Source organism: Pseudonocardia broussonetiae, from assembly GCF_013155125.1.
GTDB lineage: Bacteria > Actinomycetota > Actinomycetes > Mycobacteriales > Pseudonocardiaceae > Pseudonocardia > Pseudonocardia broussonetiae.
Map to the genome: position 1 here is coordinate 3,303,644 of NZ_CP053564.1, position 19,479 is coordinate 3,323,122.

Consider the following 19,479-nt stretch of genomic DNA (forward strand, 5'->3'; position numbering starts at 1 on the left):
GAGGAACACACTTAGCTCAAGGGCACAGCATCGAGCCGTGCTCAGCACCCCCGCGACGGCGCAACGCCGGTCAGCACCTCCTGCGCCGCCGCCCGGCTCAGGTTGGCCGACCGCCAGTCACCCGACCCCGTGCTCGCCGCGATCGGCCCCAGCGCGCAGAGGCGCAGCGGCTCGGGCAGCCCGGCCAGCACCGGCACCGCGTCGGCGGAGAGCCCGGAGAGGTGGCCGACGTCGATCTGCCCGGTCACCGCGAACCGCTCGACGTTGCGCTGCGCCACGAACCGCTCCGGGTCGAGCACGGCCAGCGCGAGCAGGGCCACCGCCCCCGAGACGACCATCCCGCGCAGCGGCCGCCGCGGGCGCCGGGCCAGCACCGAGCCCAGGACCAGCACGAACCCGAACCCCAGCCACAGCTCGCAGGCCAGCACGAGCAGCCGCGCCACCGTGAAGCCGTACGCCTCCTGGTAGAGCCACATCCGGCCCAGCGCCGACGCCACGATCACCAGCGTGAGCACGGCGAGGGCCGCGAGCAGCCCGCGCCGCCCGGCCCGCGGCGGCGCCCAGCGCGCCCCGAGCACGATGACGCCGAGCGCGAGCACGGTGACCGCGAGGAGCTGCCAGAAGCCGCTGCGGGCGTACTCGGCGTAGGTGAGGCCGGTGGTGGCGAGGACGTGGGCGTCGGAGCCGAACAGCGTCGCGAACTGCGTGGCGACGAACGCCGCGAACAGCCCGACCAGCAGCCCGACGGGCAGCGCCCACTCCGCCGGGCGCAGCCGCGACGGCGCCGGCGCGCGCGGCTCGGGCGCGTCGGGCGGCGCGGCCAGCAGGAAGCACGCGCCGGCCATCCCCGTGGCGCCCAGCCCGGACAGCCACAGGCCGCGGGCGGCGCCGTCGAGGTCGACGGCGGGCACCAGCCCGTCGACGAGGCCGGCGAACGCCGCGTCCGCCGAGGTCAGCAGCGCCCCGAACACCGCCACCAGCCCGATCCCGACGGCGCCCGAGACGAGCAGCCGGGCGTGGCCGCGCAATCCCGGCAGCCCCCGCACCACCCACGGCAGCCCGCGCACGGCGGCCACCGGCAGCACCAGCGCGCCGGTGAGGACGCCGCGGAACGAGCGGCCCGCGACGGCGAGCGACCCCGCGCCGCACGCCGCCAGCAGGCACAGCTCCACGAGCCACTGCGCGTCGCGCACCGCGGCCACCGACGCCAGCGCGACGGCGAGCAGCCCCCACGCCGCGTCGACGGGGTGCGGACGGCGCCGGACCACTGCCGTCAGCGCGGCCAGCAGCACGGCGACGACGGCCCAGCCCAGCCCGGGCGCCCCCGCCGGCACCGCGACGGCCGCCCCCAGCCCCGCGACGCCGCACACCGCGAGCACCGTGCGCGGCGCGGGCGGCGGCGGGCCGGGCCAGCGCGCCGGGAACAGCGGGGGAGCCGGCGGCAGCAGCCGCTCCGGGGCGCGCTTGACGAGGTCGACGGCCGGGGCGCTCACGCGGCGCTCCGCACACCGGCGACGGGCAGGGTCACGCGGATCCGGCAGCCGGGCGTCGTCGGCGCGACCTGGATCCGCCCGCCGTGCAGGTCGACGACCCACCGCGCGATCGCCAGCCCCAGCCCCGTGCCGCCGCCGACCGCCCGCTCGCCGCGGGTGAAGCGGCCGAACACCCGCTCCCGGTCCTCCGGGGCGATCCCCGGGCCCTCGTCGCGCACCTCGATCACGATGTCCCCTCCCTCGCGCCGTCCGCTCACGTGCACCTCGCTGCCGGGCGGCCCGTGCCGCGCCGCGTTGTCGAGCAGGTTGACCACCACCTGGTGGAGTCGTTCCGGGTCGGCGTGCACCGACGTGCCCGGCGGGACGTCGACGACGAACCGGATGCCGCGCCCGGCCACCCGCGCCGCCACCTCCGCCTCCGCGACGGCCTGGGCCAGCAGCGGCTCGAGGTCGGCGTCGTGGGCGTCGAGGACGTGCGTGCCGGCGTCGATCCGGGACAGGTCGAGCAGTTCGGTCACCAGCCGCCCCAGCCGCTGGGTCTGCGCCAGCGCCGTGCCGAGCGTGGCCGGGTCGGGCTCGGCCACCCCGTCGACGACGTTCTCCAGCACGGCCTGCAGCGCCGCGATCGGCGTGCGCAGCTCGTGGGAGACGTTGGCGATCAGCTCGCGGCGCCGCTGGTCGGCCTCGGCGAGGTCGGCGGCCATCCGGTTGAACGCCGCGGCCAGCTCGCCGACCTCGTCGCGGGAGGTCGCGCGGACGCGCCGGGTGTAGTCGCCCGACGCCATCGCGCGCGCGGCGTCGATCATCTCGCGCACCGGGCGGGTCATCCCGTTGCCCAGCACCTGCGCGGTCAGCAGGACCAGTGCGATCGTCACCAGCGTCGTCGGGATCGGCGGCTGCCACCGGAACTCGAGGTAGAGGTAGGCCAGGCCCACCCCGCCCGACACGAGCAGCAGGATGCTGATCTTGAGCTTGATCGACCGCACGCGGTCGAGCGGTCGGATGCTCGGCGGTCGCATCACGCCGGCACCTCGCACGCGTAGCCGACGCCGTGCACGGTCCGGATCAGGTCGGCGCCGAGCTTGCGGCGCAGGGCCTTGACGTGGGAGTCGACGGTCCGCGCTCCCGCGCCGTCCGACCAGCCCCACACGCTCGCCAGCAGCGCCTCCCGCGTGACGACCGTGCGCGGTCGCCCGGCCAGGTGCACGAGCAGGTCGAACTCCAGCGGCGTCAGGTGCGCGGCCTCCCCGGCGCGCGCGACCCGGCGCTGCGCGACGTCGATCTCCAGCTCGCCCAGCACGATCCGGGTCTCCGCGCGCTCCTGCGCCCGGTCGACGCGCCGCAGCAGGACGTGCACCCGCGCGGCGAGCTCGCGGATCGAGAACGGCTTCGTGAGGTAGTCGTCGGCGCCGACGGCGAGCCCGACGAGCAGGTCGGTCTCGGCGTCGCGCGCGGTGAGCATGAGCACGGGGACCGCCCGGCGGGCCTGGATGCGGCGGCAGACCTCGAGGCCGTCGAACCCGGGGAGCATGACGTCGAGGACGACCAGGTCGGGCTCGACGGCCTCGAACGCGGCCATCGCCGAGGGCCCGTCGTGCGCCACCTCGACCGCGAACCCCTCCGACCGCAGCCGCGCGGCGACCGACGCGGCGATCGTCGGCTCGTCGTCGACGACCAGGACCCTGCGTGCAGCCATGCCGGGAAACCTAGTGAGGATCCGTGGAGGGGTCCCGGGACCGGTGTGGAGATCCTGTGGAGGTCAGCCCTCCAGGATCGCGGCGAGCGCGGCCAGGTCCTTGCGGTTGGCGCCACGCATCGCCCGTTCCAGGAGCGGAGCGGTGAGGGCGCCGAACCCGCCGGGCTCCCCGTCGTTGCGCAGGGTCATCCGGGTGCCGCCCTCGACGGGCTCCCACGTGTAGGTCGTCCGCATCGGGAACGGGCCCTGCGCGGTCCGCATGACCAGCCGCTCGCCGGGGACCAGCTCCGTGATCTCGTAGGTGTAGGCGATGCGCCTGCCCAGGAACCGCGCCACGAACGCGATCCGCGAGCCGACGGCGGCGGGCGGGGCCGTCTCCCACTCCACCGAGGAGATGTTCGCGTACCACCGCGGCGCGTTCGACGGGTCCGCCGCGAACGCCGCCACCTCCTCGACCGGCCTGCGGATCACGGTCTCCGTGCGGACGTCGACACCCATCGGACCTCCTCCCGTCGCTCCCCGCGATGCATGATGGTGGTGTGGACACCGCGCGCATCGCCTCCGACCACGGTATGCCCGGGCACCTGGTCGACTTCGTGGCCGCGCTGCGCCGCCACGGCGTCGCCGTCGGGCCGGGGGAGACGATCGACGCCGCCCGGGTGCTCGCCGCCCTGGACCTGCTGCACCGCGAGCACCTGCGCGAGGGCCTCGCGAGCGCGGTCCTGCGCCGGTCGGGGCAGCGGCAGGTGTTCGACACGCTCTTCGAGCTGTACTTCCCGGCCGCGCTGGGCGGGGGCGTCGGGGAGGTGGAGGTGCCGCGCGTCGACGACGCCGAGGGCGGTCCCGTCGACATCGACGCCCTGCGCGACATCCTCGCCGACCTGCTCCGCGACGGCGACACCGCCGCGCTGGAGGACCTCGCCCGCGCCGTCGTCGACGCCCTGGGCAGCGCCGGCGCGGCGGGCACCGGCATCCGCGGCACGGGCGGGCAGCCGAGCTGGTCGGCCTACCAGGCACTGCGGATGCTCTCCCCGGAGACGCTGCTGGCCCGGATCATGGCCGACCTCCGGTCCGGCGAGGACGGGGAGAACGCCTTCGCCGACGAGGTCCTGCGCCGCGAGATCCGCGACCGGATCGCCGCCTTCCGGAAGATGATCACCGACGAGGTGCGCCGCAGGACCGCCGAGACGCGCGGGCGCGACCAGGTCGCGAAGACCGCGGTGCCCAAGCAGACCGAGCAGGTCGAGTTCCTCTCCGCCTACGCCGAGCAGCTCACGGCCCTGCGCCGCACCGTGCACCCGCTGGCCCGGCGCCTCGCGTCGCGGCTCGCGGTGCGCCGCAAGCACGCCAAGCGCGGCACGCTGGACATGCGCCGGACGCTGCGGCGCTCGATGTCCACGGGCGGCGTGCCGATGCGCCCGGCCTACCGCACGCGCCGCCCCGGGCGCCCCGAGCTGGTGATCCTCTGCGACGTGTCCGGGTCCGTCGCCGGGTTCAGCCACTTCACGCTGCTGCTGGTCCAGGCGCTGCGCGAGCAGTTCTCCAAGGTGCGGGTGTTCGCGTTCGTCGAGCGCGCCGACGAGGTCACGCACCTGTTCGAGCCCGGGGCCGAGCTGTCGGGCGTCATGCAGCGGGTGCTGCGCGAGGCCGAGCTCGTCGCCTTCGACGGCCACAGCGACTACGGCAGCTCCTTCGGCGGCTTTGCCGAGCACTGGGGCGAGGCGATCACCTCGAAGACCTCGCTGCTCATCCTCGGCGACGGCCGCACCAACTACCGCGACCCCAACCTCACGGTGCTGCGCCGCATCACCGGCGCGGCCCGGCACGCCCACTGGCTCAACCCCGAACCCCGCCGCCAGTGGGGCAGCGGCGACTCCGCGGCCCTGCGCTACGCCGACGTCCTCCCGATGCACGAGTGCCGCACGGCCGCCCAGCTGGCCGACGTCGTGGAGGCGCTGCTGCCCGTGTGAGCCGCCGGGCGAGCCGATTTGACGGCCCACGGGCGGTGTCGGCACTGTCTGACGGATGTCGGTACGAGGCTGGGCCATCGCGGTCACGACGGTCGTGGGGCTCGCCGCCTCCGTCGTCGCCACCACCGCCGCGTCGAGCGCTCCCGGGTGCGAGGGCGCCGCGCCCGCGGACGCGGCGGCGCTGCTGGAGTGCGTCACCGTCGACACCGTGCGGGCGCACCAGCGGGCGCTGCAGGACGTCGCCGACGCGAACGGCGGCAACCGCGCGTCGGGCACGCCGGGTTACGACGCGTCGGTGGAGTACGTGGTGCGCACCGCGCGCGAGGCCGGGCTGACCGTCACCACCGAGGCCCTCGAGTTCCCGTTCTTCGAGGTGGAGAGCGAGTCGCTGGAGTCCGACGGCACCGAGTACGTGGCCGGCACCGACTTCGCCACGATGTCGTTCTCCGGGAGCGGCGACGTCACGGGCACCGCGGTGCCCGTCGACCTGCAGGTCCCGCCGCGCGGCTCGTCGACCAGCGGGTGCGAGCCGGTCGACTTCGCCGACTTCCCCGACGGCGAGATCGCGCTGCTGCAGCGCGGCACGTGCCCGTTCGGGGTCAAGGCGGCCAACGCGCTCGACGCCGGTGCCGCGGCTGCGATCGTCGTCAACTCCGGGGAGACGCCGGAGAACTCCGGGCTCCTGCAGGCCACCCTGGGCGAGCCGGTCGACCTCCCCGTCGTCGGCGCGACGGCGGCGCTCGCCGACGCGCTGGCCGGGGCCACCGTCTCGCTGGCGACCACCTCGCAGAGCGGCACCCGCACCACCACCAACGTCCTCGCGGAGAAGCCCGGCACCGGCGACGAGGTGCTGATGGTCGGCGCGCACCTCGACTCGGTGCCCGAGGGTCCCGGCATCAACGACAACGGCAGCGGCAGCGCCGCGGTCCTCGCCGTCGCGCAGGCCATGGCGGGAGCGGAGACCGCGCGGACCGTCCGGTTCGCCTGGTGGGGCGCCGAGGAGCTGGGCCTGGTCGGCGCCACCTCCTACGTGACGAACCTGCCCGAGCCCGAGCGCGCGCGGATCAGCGCCTACCTCAACTTCGACATGGTCGGCTCGCCCAACGCGGTCCGCTTCGTCTACGACGGCGACGACTCCGACGCCGTCGGCGCCCCGGCCGGCCCGGAGGGCTCCGCGGCGATCGAGGACGTGTTCGAGGAGTTCTACGACGACCGCGGCCTGACCCACGAGGGCACCGACTTCAACGGCCGCTCCGACTACGGCCCCTTCATCGCCGCGGGCATCCCGGCCGGCGGGCTGTTCACCGGGGCCGAGGGCGTGAAGACCCCGGAGCAGGCGCAGCGCCACGGCGGCACGGCGGGGGAGGCCTACGACCCCTGCTACCACGCCGCGTGCGACACCTTCGACAACGTCGACACCGCGGTGCTCGACCAGAACGCCGATGCGGTGGCGTACGCGACGTACACACTGGCCTCCTGACCCACCCCCTCCCCGCGCGAACGGCACTTTCTCCCAACGTGCTTGGGCGAGAGTGCCGTTCGCTCGCGAGAAGGGGGTCGAACTGATGTTCGATATCGGCTAACCTGGGCTCGTGGACCTCGCCTGGCAGCCCGCCCTCCTCGACGGTGCGGAGGTCGGCGGCGGGTGCGTGCGGCAGGAGCTGGCCGGCGGCGCGTGGGTCGACCACGAGCCCGGCTGGTGCCCCGACGCCGACGACCTGTTCGCCGACCTGCTCGCGCACACGCCCTGGGGCCCGCAGCGGCGGGTCCGGATGTACGACCGGGTCGTCGCCGAGCCGCGATTGACGCACCGCTGGGAAGCCGTCGACGCGCCGGAGCGGCTGCGGGTCATGGCCGCGCGGCTGGGGGAGCGCTACGGCGTCGCGTTCACCCAGGTCGGCGCCAACCTCTACCGCGACGGCGACGACGCGGTGGCCTGGCACGGCGACCGGGTCGCGCGGGAGCTGCCCTCGGCCGTCGTCGCGCTCGTGTCGCTGGGTGCGGTGCGCCCGTTCCGGCTGCGCCCGCACGGCGGTGGCGCGTCGGTCGGCTACCTCCCCGGGCCGGGGGACCTGCTGGTCATGGGCGGGTCCTGCCAGCGCACCTGGCAGCACGCGGTGCCGCGGTGCGCGGTGTCCGGGCCGCGGATCAGCGTGCAGTTCCGGCACGCCTACCAGCGCTGATCCCGTCGCGCACTACGCTTCGCCCGTGCAGCGCAAGATCGGAGTGATGGGCGGGACGTTCGACCCGATCCACCACGGCCACCTCGTGGCCGCCAGTGAGGTGGCCGACCTGTTCGGTCTCGACGAGGTCGTCTTCGTGCCCACGGGGCAGCCGTGGCAGAAGGGCGCGCGGTCGGTCACCCCGGCCGAAGACCGCTACCTGATGACGGTCGTGGCGACGGCGTCGAACCCGCGGTTCGGGGTGAGCCGCGTCGACATCGACCGCTCCGGCCCCACCTACACCAAGGACACGCTGACCGACCTGCACGCGGAGATGCCCGACGCGTCGCTGTTCTTCATCACCGGCGCCGACGCGCTCGGCGCGATCCTGTCGTGGCGCGATGTCGAGGACCTGTTCTCCCTCGCCCACTTCGTCGGGGTCACGCGGCCCGGCTACGAGCTCGAGGACGACCACCTGCCCGAGGGCGCGGTCACGCTCGTCGAGGTGCCGGCGATGGCGATCTCGTCCACCGACTGCCGTCGCCGCGTGGCGGAGGGGCACCCGGTCTGGTACCTCGTTCCGGACGGCGTGGTGCAGTACATCGCGAAGCGCGGGCTGTACCGGGAGCAGGGGGAGCAGTGACCAGACCAGTGAGCAGGGCCGGGGGCGGAGCCGTCATCGGCACCGCGGCGGGGCTCGCGCGGCTCGCGGCCGAGGCCGGGCGCGACGCGCTCGGGGCCGTCACCGAGGCCCGCGGGAAGCGCTTCCCGCTCGTCGTGGTGACGGGGGCGGCGGGGTCGGGCAAGACCGTGCTCGCCCAGCACCTGCAGCGCTCGCGTCTGCGGAGTTACACGCCGTCGCAGGCGCGGTCGGAGCAGGAGGAGCACATCGACCAGCCGCTGTGGCGCGGCCGGGGCGTGCGGTTCCGGGTCGTCCCCGGGCACGGCGAGGGCGGCGTGCGCTACGCGTCGCTGGCGCGGCTGCTGCACACGGAGCCGGTCGTCGGCGTGGTGCACGTCGTCGCCAACGGGTTCCGCAGCCGTCGCGAGGACGGCGCCGAGCCGGCCACCGCCGCGCTCTCGCTCGACGAGCTCGTCGAGCACCACCGCCGCGAGGAGCAGGCCGAGCTCGACGAGACGCTCACGCACCTCAAGATGGCGATCGCCGCGCACCGACGCCCGCGCTGGCTCGTGCTGGCGCTGGCCAAGAGCGACCTCTACGTGCCCGAGCTGCCGGCGCTGCGGGCCACTCACGGCCCCGGCGGGTCCTCGCCCGCGGCGCGCAGCATCGACGCGCTGCGCGAGTTCGTCGGCACCGGCGGCCTGCGCTGGGAGGCCCTGCCCGTCGCCACCTGGCTCGAGGACTACCGCTGGCGCGACGAGGTGCGCCCCACCACGATGACCCCGGCTCAGCGCGACGAGCTGCTGGCCGGGTTCCGCGAGCGGATCTCGGCGCTGGTGGGGCACGCGTAGGTCCTCGTCACCTCCGCCGGACCCGTCGGCCCCCACCCGTCGGGTCGGCTCGACCGGCGGCTGGGACACTGGCGGGTGAGACCCGGGTGGCCCCACCCGCGGGAGAGGGGACGCGTGACCGCCACCGACCAGGCGCTGGACATGGCCCGGGTGGCCGTGACGGCCGCCGCGGACAAGAAGGCCCAGGACATCGTCGTGCTCGACGTGTCCGAGCAGCTCGTCATCACCGACTGCTTCGTGATCGCCTCGGCGCCCAACGAGCGCCAGGTGCAGGCCATCGTCGACGAGGTCGAGGAGAAGCTGCGGCTGCACGGCGCCAAGCCGACCCGGCGCGAGGGCACCCGCGAGGGCCGCTGGGTGCTGCTGGACTTCGTCGACGTCGTGGTGCACGTCCAGCACACCGAGGAGCGCGGCTTCTACGGGCTCGACCGCCTGTGGAAGGACTGCCCGCGCATCGAGTTCCCCGAGGCGCTCACGCCCGACGGGCCGGCGCTCGAGACCGGCGTCGAGTGACCCTGCGCCAGCTCGTGCTCCTGCGGCACGGGCAGACCGACTTCAATGCCACCGGCCGCATGCAGGGGCACCTCAACTCCCACCTCACCGAGGAGGGCCTCGCCCAGGCCGCCGTGGTGGCGCCGGAGGTCGCGCGGCTCAAGCCGGCGCGGCTGATCAGCTCCGACCTGCTGCGGGCCGCGGCCACGGCCGACATCGTCGCCAAGGCGTGCGCGCTGGACGTCGAGATCGACCCGCGGCTGCGCGAGACCCACCTGGGCGACTGGCAGGGCCGCACGGTCCCCGAGATCGAGGAGCAGTGGCCCGGCGCCATCGCCGCGTGGCGCCAGGACCCGGGTTGGGCACCGCCCGGCGGGGAGTCGCGCATCGAGGTCGTCCGCCGGTGCACGCCGGTCGTCGACGAGCTCGACGACTCGCTGGCCGACGGCTCCGAGTCGTCCACCGCGGTCCTGGTGGCGCACGGCGGCATGATCGCCGGACTGGTCTGCGGGCTGCTGGCCATGCCGATCGAGTCGTGGCCCGCGATCGGGGGCATCGGCAACTGCCGGTGGGCCGCGCTCGCCCGCCGCGCCGACCACCCCCGCTGGCGCCTCGTCGCCTACAACGTCGGCACCGAGGGGTAGGTGTCCCCCCGGCTCCTGGTGTTCGGCGACTCGCTGAGCTTCCACGGCCCCGACCGCGCCGAGCCCGCCGACGAGCCGCGGCTGTGGCCCAACGTGGCCGCCGCCGCGCTCGGCGGACGGGCAGACCTCGTGGCGGGGATCGGGTGGACGGCGCGTCACGCCTGGCACGCGCTCACCCACGACCCGCACGTCTGGACGCTGCTGCCGCACGTCGACGTCCTGGTGTTCGGCATCGGGGGGATGGACACGCTGCCCTCGCCGCTGCCGACCGCGCTGCGCGAGCTCATCCCGGTGCTGCGCCCCGAGGGCCTGCGCCGCCGCGTCCGGTCCGGGTACCTGCGTGCCCAGCCGCGGCTGGCGCGGGCGTTCGCGCGGACGCTGCCCGGCGGCGGGCCGGTGGCGCTGCCCCCGCGCCTCACCGTCGAGTACCTCGAGCGGACCACCGCGGCCGTGCGGGCGATCCGCCCCGGGATCCCCGTCGTCGCGTCGGTGCCGCCGGTGCACCGGGCGGCGGTCTACGGGCCGGTGCACCCCGGGCGCCCCGCGGCGGAGAGGGCGATCCGGGCCTGGGCGGGGCCGGCCGGCGTGCCGCTGCTGGACCTGCGCGCACTCGTCGGCGAGCACGTGCTGGGCGGCCACGGCAACCCCGACGGCATGCACTGGGGCTGGGAGGCCCACGCCGCCGTCGGCCGGGCCTGCGCCGACGTCGTGCGCGGCCTGCTCCGGGCCGGTTAGTGTCCGCCCGTGTCCCCTTCCTCCGGTCCGACGGCGATCGTCACCGACTCCACCGCGTACCTGCCCCCGGGCGTGGCCGACGAGCGCGGCGTGCGGATCGTGCCGCTGGAGGTCCGCCTCGGGTCGCGCACGGGGCGTGAGGGCGTCGACATCGACACCGCCGCGCTCACGGCGGCGCTCGCCGACCACCGCGTCGACGTGCAGACCTCGCGGCCGGCGCCGGCCCAGTTCGCCGCGTGCTACCGGGAGGCGCTCGACGCCGGGGCCGCGTCGGTGGTGTCGGTGCACCTGTCGCGGGAGCTGTCGGGCACGTGGGAGGCCGCGCGGATCGCGGCCGACGAGGTGGGCTCCGACCGCGTGCGGGTGGTCGACTCGCGCGCCGCGGCGATGGGGCTCGGGTACGCGGTGCTGGCCGCCGCCGACGCGGCCGACGCCGGAGCCTCGGGTGCCGAGGCCGAGGCGGCCGCCGCCGCTGTCGCCGCGCGGTGCCGGGTGTTCTTCTCCGTGGAGACGCTCGACCGGTTGCGCCGCGGGGGCCGCATCGGCGCCGCCGCCGCGCTGCTCGGCACGGCGCTCGCGGTGAAGCCGCTGCTGCACGTCGTGCAGGGCCGGATCGTGCCGCTGGAGAAGGTGCGCACCACGGCGCGGGCGGCGCAGCGTCTCGTCGACCTGGCGGTGCGGGCGGCCGGCGACGGCCCGGTCGACCTCGCCGTGCACCACCTCGGGGCGGCGGCGCGGGCCGAGGAGGTGGCGGCCCGGCTGCGGGAGCGGGTGCCGGCGATCGCCCGGCTGCTGGTGAGCGAGGTGGGAGCGGTGATCGGTGCGCACGTGGGCCTCGGGGTGCTCGGGGTCGTGGTGGTGCCGGGTGAGCCGCCGGCGCCGGCGGTCGGCTCGGGCTGACCCCGGCCGCCGCACGATCGTCGCAGGCGGACCGGCGGGCCACGGGCCGTCGCGGGGGAGTTGTCCACATCGGGCCCGCTCCGTCCACAGGGGAACGACTCGTCCGTCCGCGGGGCCGATCCGGTCCTAGCGTCGGGGGGTGGCCAGACGAGGAGACCCCGGTGGCCGGCTCGCGGCGGCGGTCGGGCCGGTGCCCGAGCGCATGCCACCGGGCGGGGCGTGGCCGCCGGGGCTGCGGGAGCCCGGGGGCTCCATCGACCCGCCGACGGTGCCGCTGCTGCTGGCGGGGTTCGCGCCTGGTCCGACCCCTGACGCCGATGCCGGCTCCGGCGTCGGCCGTGGCCCGGTCTCCGGCCGCCGTGGCGTCGCCGGTGCGGTGTCCCGCGGCGCCGCGGGCGACGGTGGCAGGTTCGGCGGTGGCGGGTTCGGCGGTGGCGGGTCCGGCGGTGGCGGGTCCGATGGTGGCGGGTCCGATGGTGGGGGGCTCGGCGGCGAGCCGCCGTCGGGGTGGCGGGCTCGGGTTCTGGCCGCGGTCGTCCCCGCGGCCTGGCGCGGGGCCCGGGTCGACCCGGGCCGGCCGGGCGCCACGGCGCTGGCCCTGGTGGCGGCCCTGGCCGCGGCCGTCGCCGCCGCGGGGGTGTGGCTCGACCGGCCGCGGTCCGAACCGGTGGCGGCACTGCCGGCCGTGGTGGTGACGTCGGCGCCGGACGCGCCCGCGCCGAGCGCCGGACCGGCCGCCTCGGCGACGGTCGCGGCCCCGGCCGGGCCGCTGGTGCTCAGCGTGTCCGGGAAGGTCGCGCGCCCGGGCCTGGTCGAGGTGCCCGACGGCTCCCGGGTGGCCGACGCGCTGCAGGCCGCGGGCGGCGCGCTGCCCGGCACCGACCTCTCCACGCTCAACCTGGCCCGCCGCGTCGTCGACGGGGAGCAGATCGCGGTCGGGGTGCCGGCGGCCGTGGACGCCGCCCCGGCGCCGGCGGACCCCGGCGGCGGGGGTGGCGACGCCGCGGGGGTGGGCGCGGCGGCCGGCCCGGTCGACCTCAACACCGCCACGCATGCGCAGCTCGACGCGCTGCCCGGGGTCGGGCCGGTCACCGCGCAGCGGATCCTGGAGTGGCGCGGGCGCAACGGGCGCTTCACCCGGGTGGAGCAGCTCCGGGAGATCGAGGGGATCGGCGAGCGCCGGTTCGCGCAGCTCCGCGAGCTGGTGGTCGTGTGAGCACGCCCGGGCGCCCGCCGCCGGCGCCACGTCCGCCACCCGGCCAGGGCCGGCCGTCCGACCCGCGCCGTCCGGCAGATCCGCGGCGTCCAGCGAACCCGCGCCGCCCGGCCGACCCGCGCCGCCCGGCCGACCCGCGCCGCCCGGCCGACCCGCGCCGGCCAGCCGACCAGCGCCGAACGCCCGACCAGCTCCGCCCGCCCGACCTGCGCCTGGTCCCGGCCGCCCTGGCCGCGTGGGCCGTGGTCCTCGTCGGGCTGGTGCTCGGGCCGGTGGCCGCGGCCGTCGTCACCGCCCTGGCCGCCGTGGCCGCGGCGGTCGGGGTGCGCCGCCGGTCGGCGGTGCTGCTCGCGGCCGCGGGGTGCGCCGCCGCGGCCGGCCTGGTGGTCGCGGCGCACGGCGTCCTCGTCGCCGGGCACCCCGTGCGCGCGGCGGCCGAGGCCGGGGCGGCGGCCACGCTGCACGTCGTCACCACCGACGACCCGCAGCCCATCCGGTCGGCCGTGCCGGGGGAGCCGCAGGTGCTCGTCGCGGCCCGGCTGGTGCGCGCCGAGGCGGCGGGCGGGGTGTGGGACGCCGGTGGCCGGGTCCTGCTCATCGCGCCGGGCGAGGAGTGGCGCGGGCTGCTGCCCGGCCAGGCCCTCACCGCGCACGGCCTGCTCGCTCCGGCCGGGCGCGCCGACCTCACCGTCGCCGTCCTGCGGGCCCGCGGCGCACCCGACGACGTCACGCCGCCGCCGTGGTGGCAGACCGGCGCCGGCGCGCTGCGCACCGGCCTGCGCGACGCCGCGTCCGCGCTGCCCGAGGCCCCGGGCGGGCTGCTGCCCGGACTCGCGGTCGGCGACACGACCCGGATGACCACCGAGGTGCAGGACGACTTCCGCGCGTCCGGTCTCACGCACCTCACGGCGGTGTCGGGCGCCAACCTCGCCATCGTCGCAGGGGCCGTGCTCGCGCTGCTGCGCCTGTTCCGGGCCGACCCCCGGGTGTCGGCCGTCGCGGGCGGGCTGGCGGTGCTCGGGTTCGTCGTGCTGGCCCGGCCCTCGCCCAGCGTGGTACGGGCTGCCGCGATGGGGGCGGTGGTGCTGCTCGCCCTGGCGCTGGGCCGCGGGCGCTCGGCGGTGCCGGCGCTCGCCGTCGCCGTGCTCGCGCTCCTGCTCGCCGACCCCGCCCTGGCCGTCGACCCGGGTTTCGCGCTGTCGGTGCTGGCCACGGGCGCGCTGGTGCTCGTCGCGCCGGGCTGGGCGGCGGCGCTGCGGGCGCGCGGGACGCCGGGGTGGGCGGCGGAGGCCGTCGTCGTCCCGGCGGCGGCGTTCCTGGCCACGGCACCGGTGGTGGCGGGGCTGTCCGGTCAGGTCGCGCCGGTGGCGGTGCTGGCCAACCTGCTCGCCGTGCCGGCCGTCGCGCCTGCCACGGTCCTCGGCGTGCTGGCCGCCCTGGTCTCGCCGGTGAGCGCGGGCGCGGCGCAGGTGTGCGCCTGGCTCGCGTGGCCGTTCGCCGGGTGGCTGGTGGAGGTGGCCGACCGCGCGGCGGCCGTGCCGGACGCGGCGCTGCCCTGGCCCGACGGCGTGCCGGGCGCCCTGCTGCTGGCCGTGGCTCTCGTCGTGCTCGTCCTGTTCTGGCGGGCGCGACGCGGGCGGGCGCTGCTCCTCGCGGTCCTGCTGGGGCTGGCGCTCGTGCTGGTCCCGACGCGGGTGGTGCCGCCGGGCTGGCCGCCGCCGGGCTGGGCGGTGGTCGCGTGCGACGTCGGGCAGGGGGACGCCATCGTGCTCGCCACGGGGGAGCCGGGCCGGGCCGTGCTCGTCGACGCGGGCCCCGACACCGGCCCGGTCGACGCGTGCCTCGACCGCCTCGGGGTGCGGAGCCTCGCGCTGGTGGTGCTCAGCCACCTGCACGCCGATCACATCGGCGGGCTCGACGGCGCGCTGCGCGGGCGGCCGACCGGCGGCGTGGCCGTGGGGCCGGTGCTCCTGCCCGCGGGCGGGCTCGCGGGGGTGGGGCGGGCGGCGGCGGCGCACGGCGTCGCGGTGGTGGCGCTGGCGGCCGGGCAGCGCCTGGAGTGGCCCGGCCTCGTCCTCGACGTGATCGGCCCGCTGCGGCCCGACCCGCACCTCGACCCCGACGACGGCACCGCCGTCAACGACGGCTCGCTCGTGCTGCGCGCCCGCACGGCCGCCGGCACGGTCCTGCTCAGCGGCGACGTCGAGCTCGCTGCGCAGGCCGACCTCGTGGCGTCCGGGACGGACCTGCGCTCCGACGTGCTGAAGATGCCGCACCACGGCAGCCGCTACACCAGCGTCGAGTTCCTCAACGCGGTCGCGCCGCGCGCGGTGCTGGTGAGCGTCGGGCAGGGCAACATCTACCGCCACCCCGACCCGGGGCTGATGTCCGGGCTGGAGCGCGCCGGGGTCGCGGTGGCGCGCACCGACCAGGCCGGCGACGTCGCCGTGCTCGGGCCCGAGGGCACGGGGACGGCCGAGCTGGTGCGGCGGGGCGACCCGTTGCCGGCCCGCCGCCGCCGCGTGCTCGTCAGCGGTTCTCGAGCGCCTCGCGCACCGCCGCGCTGGTGGCGGGCACCGTGGCGGTCGGCCCGATCTGCCCGGCCACGGCGTCGAGGGTCTTGAGGCCGTCGCCGGTGATCAGCAGGACGGTCTCGGCGTCCGGGTCGAGCTTGCCCTCGGCGAGCAGCTTGCGGGTGGTGGCCACGGTGACCCCGCCCGCGGTCTCGGCGAACACGCCCTCGGTGCGGGCCAGCAGCCGGATCCCCTCCACGACCTCCTCGTCGCTGACGTGCCCGACCGCGCCACCGGTGCGGCGCACGGCGTCGAGGACGTAGGGGCCGTCGGCCGGGTTGCCGATCGCGAGCGAGCGGGCGATGGTGTCCGGCCGCACGGGCTGGATCCAGTCGTGGCCGTCGTCGAAGGCCTTCGCGACCGGCGAGCAGCCGGTGGCCTGGGCGCCGAAGATCGTGTACGGCGTGGCCTCGACGAGCCCGAGCGAGCCGAACTCCTGGAAGCCCTTGTCGACCTTCGTGAGCTGCGAGCCCGACGCCACCGGCACCACGATCTGCTCCGGCAGGCGCCAGCCCAGCTGCTCGGCGACCTCGTAGCCGAGGGTCTTGGAGCCCTCGGCGTAGTAGGGCCGCACGTTGACGTTCACGAACGCCCAGTCCTCGTGCTCTGCCGCCAGCTCGGTGGCCAGGCGGTTGACGTCGTCGTAGTTGCCGTCGACGGCGAGCAGCGTGCCGTCGTACACCGCGGTGGTGAGGACCTTGGCCTGCTCCAGCGACTTCGGGATGAGGACGACGGAGTCCCACCCGGCGCGGGCGGCCGCGGCGGCCACGGCGTTGGCGAGGTTGCCGGTGGAGGGGCAGCACAGGACGGTGAAGCCGAGCTCGCGGGCCGCGGCCAGCGCGACGGCGACGACGCGGTCCTTGAACGAGTGCGTCGGGTTGCCGGTGTCGTCCTTGACCCACAGGTTGCGGATGCCGAGGGCGGCGCCGAGGCGGTCGGCCTTGATCAGGCGGGTCATGCCCGGCTCGGTGTTGGGCACGTCCTGCACGGTGCTGGGCACGGGCAGGAGGCCGCGGTAGCGCCAGATCGACTGCGGGCCGGCCTCGATGGAGGCGCGGGTGACGTCGCCGAACTCGTAGGCGACCTCGAGCGGGCCGAAGCACTGGGGACAGGCGAACTCGGCGGCCAGCGGGATGCGGTGGCCGCACTCCCGGCAGGACAGGGCACGAGCGGGCCCGAGATCGAACGTGGAGGTGGACGTGGACACGTCAGCGAGCAGCGACATCGAAGATCTCCTCATCTTCCCCGCACCGTGCGGGTCGGAATTGGCACCGTGATCGAGCACGCCGCTGGTGCGTGTCTCGCCGGTTGCCGGGGCTTCAACGGGCCGTTCCCTCTGCCCCTCTGGATGAGCCATGTGCAGTTGTGCCGATGACGCTACGACATGAGCGACCCCGATCCCAACACTTGTCCGGCATGTGGGAGCCGGATCACCGGTCGTCGGTGCCGTGCGCGACGATGGCGGGCGTGGCTCCCGCACCGGTCCGGCTCGTCCTCGGCGAGGAGGAACTGCTGGTCGAACGCGCCGTGCAGGACGTCACGTCGGAGGTGCGCGCCGGCGAGGCGGGGGCGGAGCTGCGGCGCTACCGGGCCACCGAGCTCTCGCCGGTCGACCTGGCCGACGCCCTGAGCCCCTCGCTGTTCGCCGAGGCCCGGATCGTCGTGGTGGCGTCCGCGCACGAGGCGGGCAAGGACCTCGCCACGGCGATCGCGGAGCACGCCGCCGACGTCGCGGAGGGCATCACGCTCGTCGTCACGCACGCGGGCGGCGCCCGCAACAAGGCCCTCGTGGAGGCGCTGCGCGCCCGGGGCGCCGAGGTGGTCGTGTGCCCGCAGGTCCGCTGGCCCAACGAGCGCACGGCGTTCGTGCGGTCGGAGATCAAGCGCCTGGGCGGCACGATGTCGGCGCGCACGGCCGAGGTCTTCGTCGAGGCGGTCGGCTCCGACCTGCGCGAGCTCGCCTCGGCGGCGTCCCAGCTCGTCGCCGACACCGGGGGCCGGATCGACGAGGCCGCGGTGCGGCGCTACCACCGCGGTCGGGCCGAGGTCTTCGGCTGGGACATCTCCGACCTGGCGGTGGCGGGCGACCGCGCCGGCGCGCTGGAGGCCCTGCGGTCCGCCGAGTCCCTGGGCGTGCCGGCCGTCGTGATCGCCGACGCGCTGGCGGCGGGCATCCGCGCGCTGGCCCGCGTCAGCTCCGCCGGCCGCGGCGACCCGAACCGGATCGCGGGTGCGCTGGGGATGCCGCCGGGCAAGGTCCGCCGCGCTCAGCAGCAGGTGCGCGACTGGCACCCGAACGGTCTGGTGGAGGCGTTCGCCGCGACGGCGCGGCTCAACGCCGAGGTCAAGGGCGCGTCCCCGGAGCCGGGCTACGCGCTCGAGCGCGCGGTCCTCGGCATCTGCGCGGCCCGGGACCGGCGCTGACGCACGACGCCGGCGCCGCCGGCGCCCGCGCGCGTCGCCGCGGCCCGTGCGCGGCACGGCCCGCGCACGACGACCCGGCCCGCGCACGACGACGGCGCCGTCCCCACAGGGGACGGCGCCGTCGTGGATGCCGTGATCAGGCGGCGGTGGTGACCTTCTTGGCCATCGCCGACTTGCGGTTGGCCGCCTGGTTCTTGTGGATGACGCCCTTGCTGGCGGCCTTGTCCAGAGCCTTGGCGGCGGCGCGCTGCAGCTCCACGGCCTTCTCGGTGTCGCCGGCGGCCGCGGCCTCGCGGAAGCGGCGCACCGCGGTGCGGACGGCGGACTTGACCGACTTGTTGCGCTGACGCGCCTTCTCGTTGGTCTTGACCCGCTTGATCTGGGACTTGATGTTCGCCACGCGCTGTGCCTCGGTTCTTCCTGCCGCTGGTGTCTGTTCGGAAGGCCCTGGCGGCGGTTTCACACATCTCGCCGGGCGCTCGACGATCCATGCTACAGCGGGGTCTCCGCGGACACGACATCACCCCGTGCAGGGCCCCGCAGCGGGATGAGCGCCAGGAACGACCCCACCCCGCACACGCCCGCGAACACGATGGCCCACCCGTAGCCGCCGGTGACGTCGACCAGCAGGCCGGCCACCGGCGCGCCGAGCAGCGCGCCGATCCCGCCGGAGGTGTAGACGAGCCCGACGACGCCGCCGAGTCCGCGCAGCCCGAACAGCTCGGCGATGACGGCGGGCTGCAGCGCGATCCACCCGCCGTAGCCCACCCCGAGCACGGCGGCGAAGACCACGAGCACCGGGTAGGAGCCCGCCACGAACCAGATCGCGAAGCTCGCGCCGAGCACCGCGAACGACGCCCGGAACGTGGCGATCCGCCCGAACCGCTCGGCCACCGTGCCCATCGCCAGCCGCCCGACGACGCTCGACACCCCGATGACGCCGACGAGCGCGGCCGCGGCGACCGCCGACGCGCCGAGGGCGAGCGCGGTGGCGGGCAGGAACACGAACGGCACGAACAGCGCGAGCGAGGACAGCAGCGTGGCGGCGTACATCGAGCGGAACGCGACGGTCCGCACGAGCTCCCCGACCGGCATCGACGGGCCCGACGTGGGCGCGGGCGGGCGGCGCACGACGAGCGCGCACACCAGCAGCAGCGCCGCGCCGCCGATCCCGAAGACGACGTGCGTCTGCCGCCAGCCGACGGCGTCGATCAGGGCGGCGGCCAGCGGCGCGCCGGCGAGCGTCCCGATCCCGATGCCGGACACGGCCACGGCGAGCGCGATCGCCCGCCGTCGCTCGAACCAGGCGCCGACGACCGCCACCATCGGCACGTACCCGCAGGCGACGGCGACCCCGACGCCGAGGCCGTAGGTGAGGTAGCCGACCCACAGGTCGCGCACCGCCGCCGTGACGAGCAGCCCGGCGCCCAGCGCGAGCGCCGCGACCAGCAGCACGGGGCGCGGCCCGAACCGGTCGACCGCGCGGCCGCTGACCGACCCGAGCACGAACCAGCAGCACGCCGTGACCCCGAAGACGAGCGAGGTGGCGCCGCTGCCGGTGCCGAACTCGGCGGCCATCGGCGCGAAGAACGCCCCGAAGCTGTACGCGACCCCGAACACGACGGCCATGGACGTGAACGCCACCGCGACGGTGATCCACCCGCTGCGCCCGTCCACCGCGGGGACACTACGTGCCGTTAC

The 19,479-nt window shown here is 76.4% G+C and carries 19 protein-coding genes and 1 riboswitch; of the genes, 12 read left to right on the forward strand and 7 right to left on the reverse strand.

Features of this window, described 5'->3' with window-relative positions; genetic code table 11:
• Positions 1-41 precede the first annotated feature (41 nt).
• From HOP40_RS16365 to HOP40_RS16380, 4 genes are all read right to left on the reverse strand, one after another.
• Positions 42-1,493 (reverse strand): DUF4153 domain-containing protein, encoded by a 1,452-nt coding sequence (locus HOP40_RS16365; RefSeq protein WP_172159509.1) that lies wholly within the window; start codon positions 1,491-1,493, stop codon positions 42-44.
• Positions 1,490-2,512: a HAMP domain-containing sensor histidine kinase gene (locus HOP40_RS16370; protein ID WP_172168451.1), complete on the reverse strand. Its 1,023-nt coding sequence runs from the start codon at positions 2,510-2,512 to the stop codon at positions 1,490-1,492. The genes HOP40_RS16365 and HOP40_RS16370 overlap by 4 nt, the downstream gene beginning before the upstream one ends.
• Positions 2,512-3,189: a response regulator transcription factor gene (locus tag HOP40_RS16375; protein ID WP_172159511.1), complete on the reverse strand. Its 678-nt coding sequence runs from the start codon at positions 3,187-3,189 to the stop codon at positions 2,512-2,514. The genes HOP40_RS16370 and HOP40_RS16375 overlap by 1 nt, the downstream gene beginning before the upstream one ends.
• Positions 3,190-3,252: 63 nt before the next feature.
• Positions 3,253-3,687, reverse strand: coding sequence for an SRPBCC family protein (locus HOP40_RS16380; RefSeq protein ID WP_172159513.1), 435 nt, complete (start codon positions 3,685-3,687; stop codon positions 3,253-3,255).
• A 74-nt stretch (positions 3,688-3,761) separates the two neighbouring features.
• On the opposite strand from HOP40_RS16380, the gene HOP40_RS16385 reads away from it, so the two are divergent.
• The 11 genes from HOP40_RS16385 to HOP40_RS16435 all read left to right on the forward strand — a co-directional run bounded on the left by HOP40_RS16385 (position 3,762) and on the right by HOP40_RS16435 (position 15,405).
• A complete protein-coding gene (locus tag HOP40_RS16385) occupies positions 3,762-5,159 on the forward strand; it encodes a vWA domain-containing protein (RefSeq protein WP_240157793.1) in 1,398 nt (465 codons plus the stop codon).
• Between the two features lie 55 nt (positions 5,160-5,214).
• On the forward strand, positions 5,215-6,639 hold the full coding sequence (locus HOP40_RS16390; RefSeq protein ID WP_172159517.1) for a M20/M25/M40 family metallo-hydrolase: 1,425 nt from the start codon (positions 5,215-5,217) through the stop codon (positions 6,637-6,639).
• Between the two features lie 112 nt (positions 6,640-6,751).
• Entirely contained in the window at positions 6,752-7,342 is a 591-nt protein-coding gene (locus HOP40_RS16395; RefSeq protein ID WP_172159519.1) for an alpha-ketoglutarate-dependent dioxygenase AlkB, read from the forward strand.
• 25 nt (positions 7,343-7,367) lie between these two features.
• The gene (nadD, locus tag HOP40_RS16400; RefSeq protein WP_172159521.1) at positions 7,368-7,964 is read left to right on the forward strand and encodes a nicotinate-nucleotide adenylyltransferase; all 597 of its coding nucleotides are present in this window, start codon (positions 7,368-7,370) and stop codon (positions 7,962-7,964) included.
• A gap of 8 nt (positions 7,965-7,972) precedes the next feature.
• The gene (locus HOP40_RS16405) at positions 7,973-8,794 is read left to right on the forward strand and encodes a hypothetical protein (protein WP_172159523.1); all 822 of its coding nucleotides are present in this window, start codon (positions 7,973-7,975) and stop codon (positions 8,792-8,794) included.
• A gap of 114 nt (positions 8,795-8,908) precedes the next feature.
• On the forward strand, positions 8,909-9,307 hold the full coding sequence (gene rsfS / locus HOP40_RS16410; RefSeq protein WP_172159534.1) for a ribosome silencing factor: 399 nt from the start codon (positions 8,909-8,911) through the stop codon (positions 9,305-9,307).
• Positions 9,304-9,930, forward strand: a complete 627-nt coding sequence (locus tag HOP40_RS16415; RefSeq protein WP_172159536.1) for a histidine phosphatase family protein — start codon at positions 9,304-9,306, stop codon at positions 9,928-9,930. The genes rsfS and HOP40_RS16415 overlap by 4 nt, the downstream gene beginning before the upstream one ends.
• A complete protein-coding gene (gene octT, locus HOP40_RS16420) occupies positions 9,931-10,665 on the forward strand; it encodes a diglucosylglycerate octanoyltransferase (protein ID WP_172159538.1) in 735 nt (244 codons plus the stop codon).
• A 9-nt stretch (positions 10,666-10,674) separates the two neighbouring features.
• Positions 10,675-11,565: a DegV family protein gene (locus HOP40_RS16425; protein ID WP_172159540.1), complete on the forward strand. Its 891-nt coding sequence runs from the start codon at positions 10,675-10,677 to the stop codon at positions 11,563-11,565.
• Positions 11,566-11,704: 139 nt separating this feature from the next.
• The gene (locus tag HOP40_RS16430; RefSeq protein WP_240157710.1) at positions 11,705-12,781 is read left to right on the forward strand and encodes a ComEA family DNA-binding protein; all 1,077 of its coding nucleotides are present in this window, start codon (positions 11,705-11,707) and stop codon (positions 12,779-12,781) included.
• A gap of 206 nt (positions 12,782-12,987) precedes the next feature.
• Positions 12,988-15,405, forward strand: coding sequence for a ComEC/Rec2 family competence protein (locus HOP40_RS16435; protein WP_172168455.1), 2,418 nt, complete (start codon positions 12,988-12,990; stop codon positions 15,403-15,405).
• On the opposite strand, the gene thrC is transcribed toward HOP40_RS16435, so the two are convergent.
• Positions 15,311-16,579: a threonine synthase gene (thrC, locus tag HOP40_RS16440; protein WP_172159542.1), complete on the reverse strand. Its 1,269-nt coding sequence runs from the start codon at positions 16,577-16,579 to the stop codon at positions 15,311-15,313. The two genes, HOP40_RS16435 and thrC, sit on opposite strands and share 95 nt — an antisense overlap.
• Before the next feature lie 8 nt (positions 16,580-16,587).
• Positions 16,588-16,709: riboswitch (SAM riboswitch) on the reverse strand.
• Positions 16,710-16,812: 103 nt separating this feature from the next.
• Between thrC and holA the strand changes: the two genes are divergently transcribed.
• On the forward strand, positions 16,813-17,778 hold the full coding sequence (gene holA, locus HOP40_RS16445) for a DNA polymerase III subunit delta (RefSeq protein ID WP_172168464.1): 966 nt from the start codon (positions 16,813-16,815) through the stop codon (positions 17,776-17,778).
• Positions 17,779-17,914: 136 nt separating this feature from the next.
• Here the strand turns inward: holA and rpsT are convergent, their stop codons facing one another.
• Positions 17,915-18,178, reverse strand: coding sequence for a 30S ribosomal protein S20 (gene rpsT, locus HOP40_RS16450; RefSeq protein WP_172159544.1), 264 nt, complete (start codon positions 18,176-18,178; stop codon positions 17,915-17,917).
• Positions 18,179-18,270: 92 nt separating this feature from the next.
• Positions 18,271-19,455 (reverse strand): MFS transporter, encoded by a 1,185-nt coding sequence (locus tag HOP40_RS16455; protein WP_172159546.1) that lies wholly within the window; start codon positions 19,453-19,455, stop codon positions 18,271-18,273.
• Between the last annotated feature and the right edge of the window lie 24 nt (positions 19,456-19,479).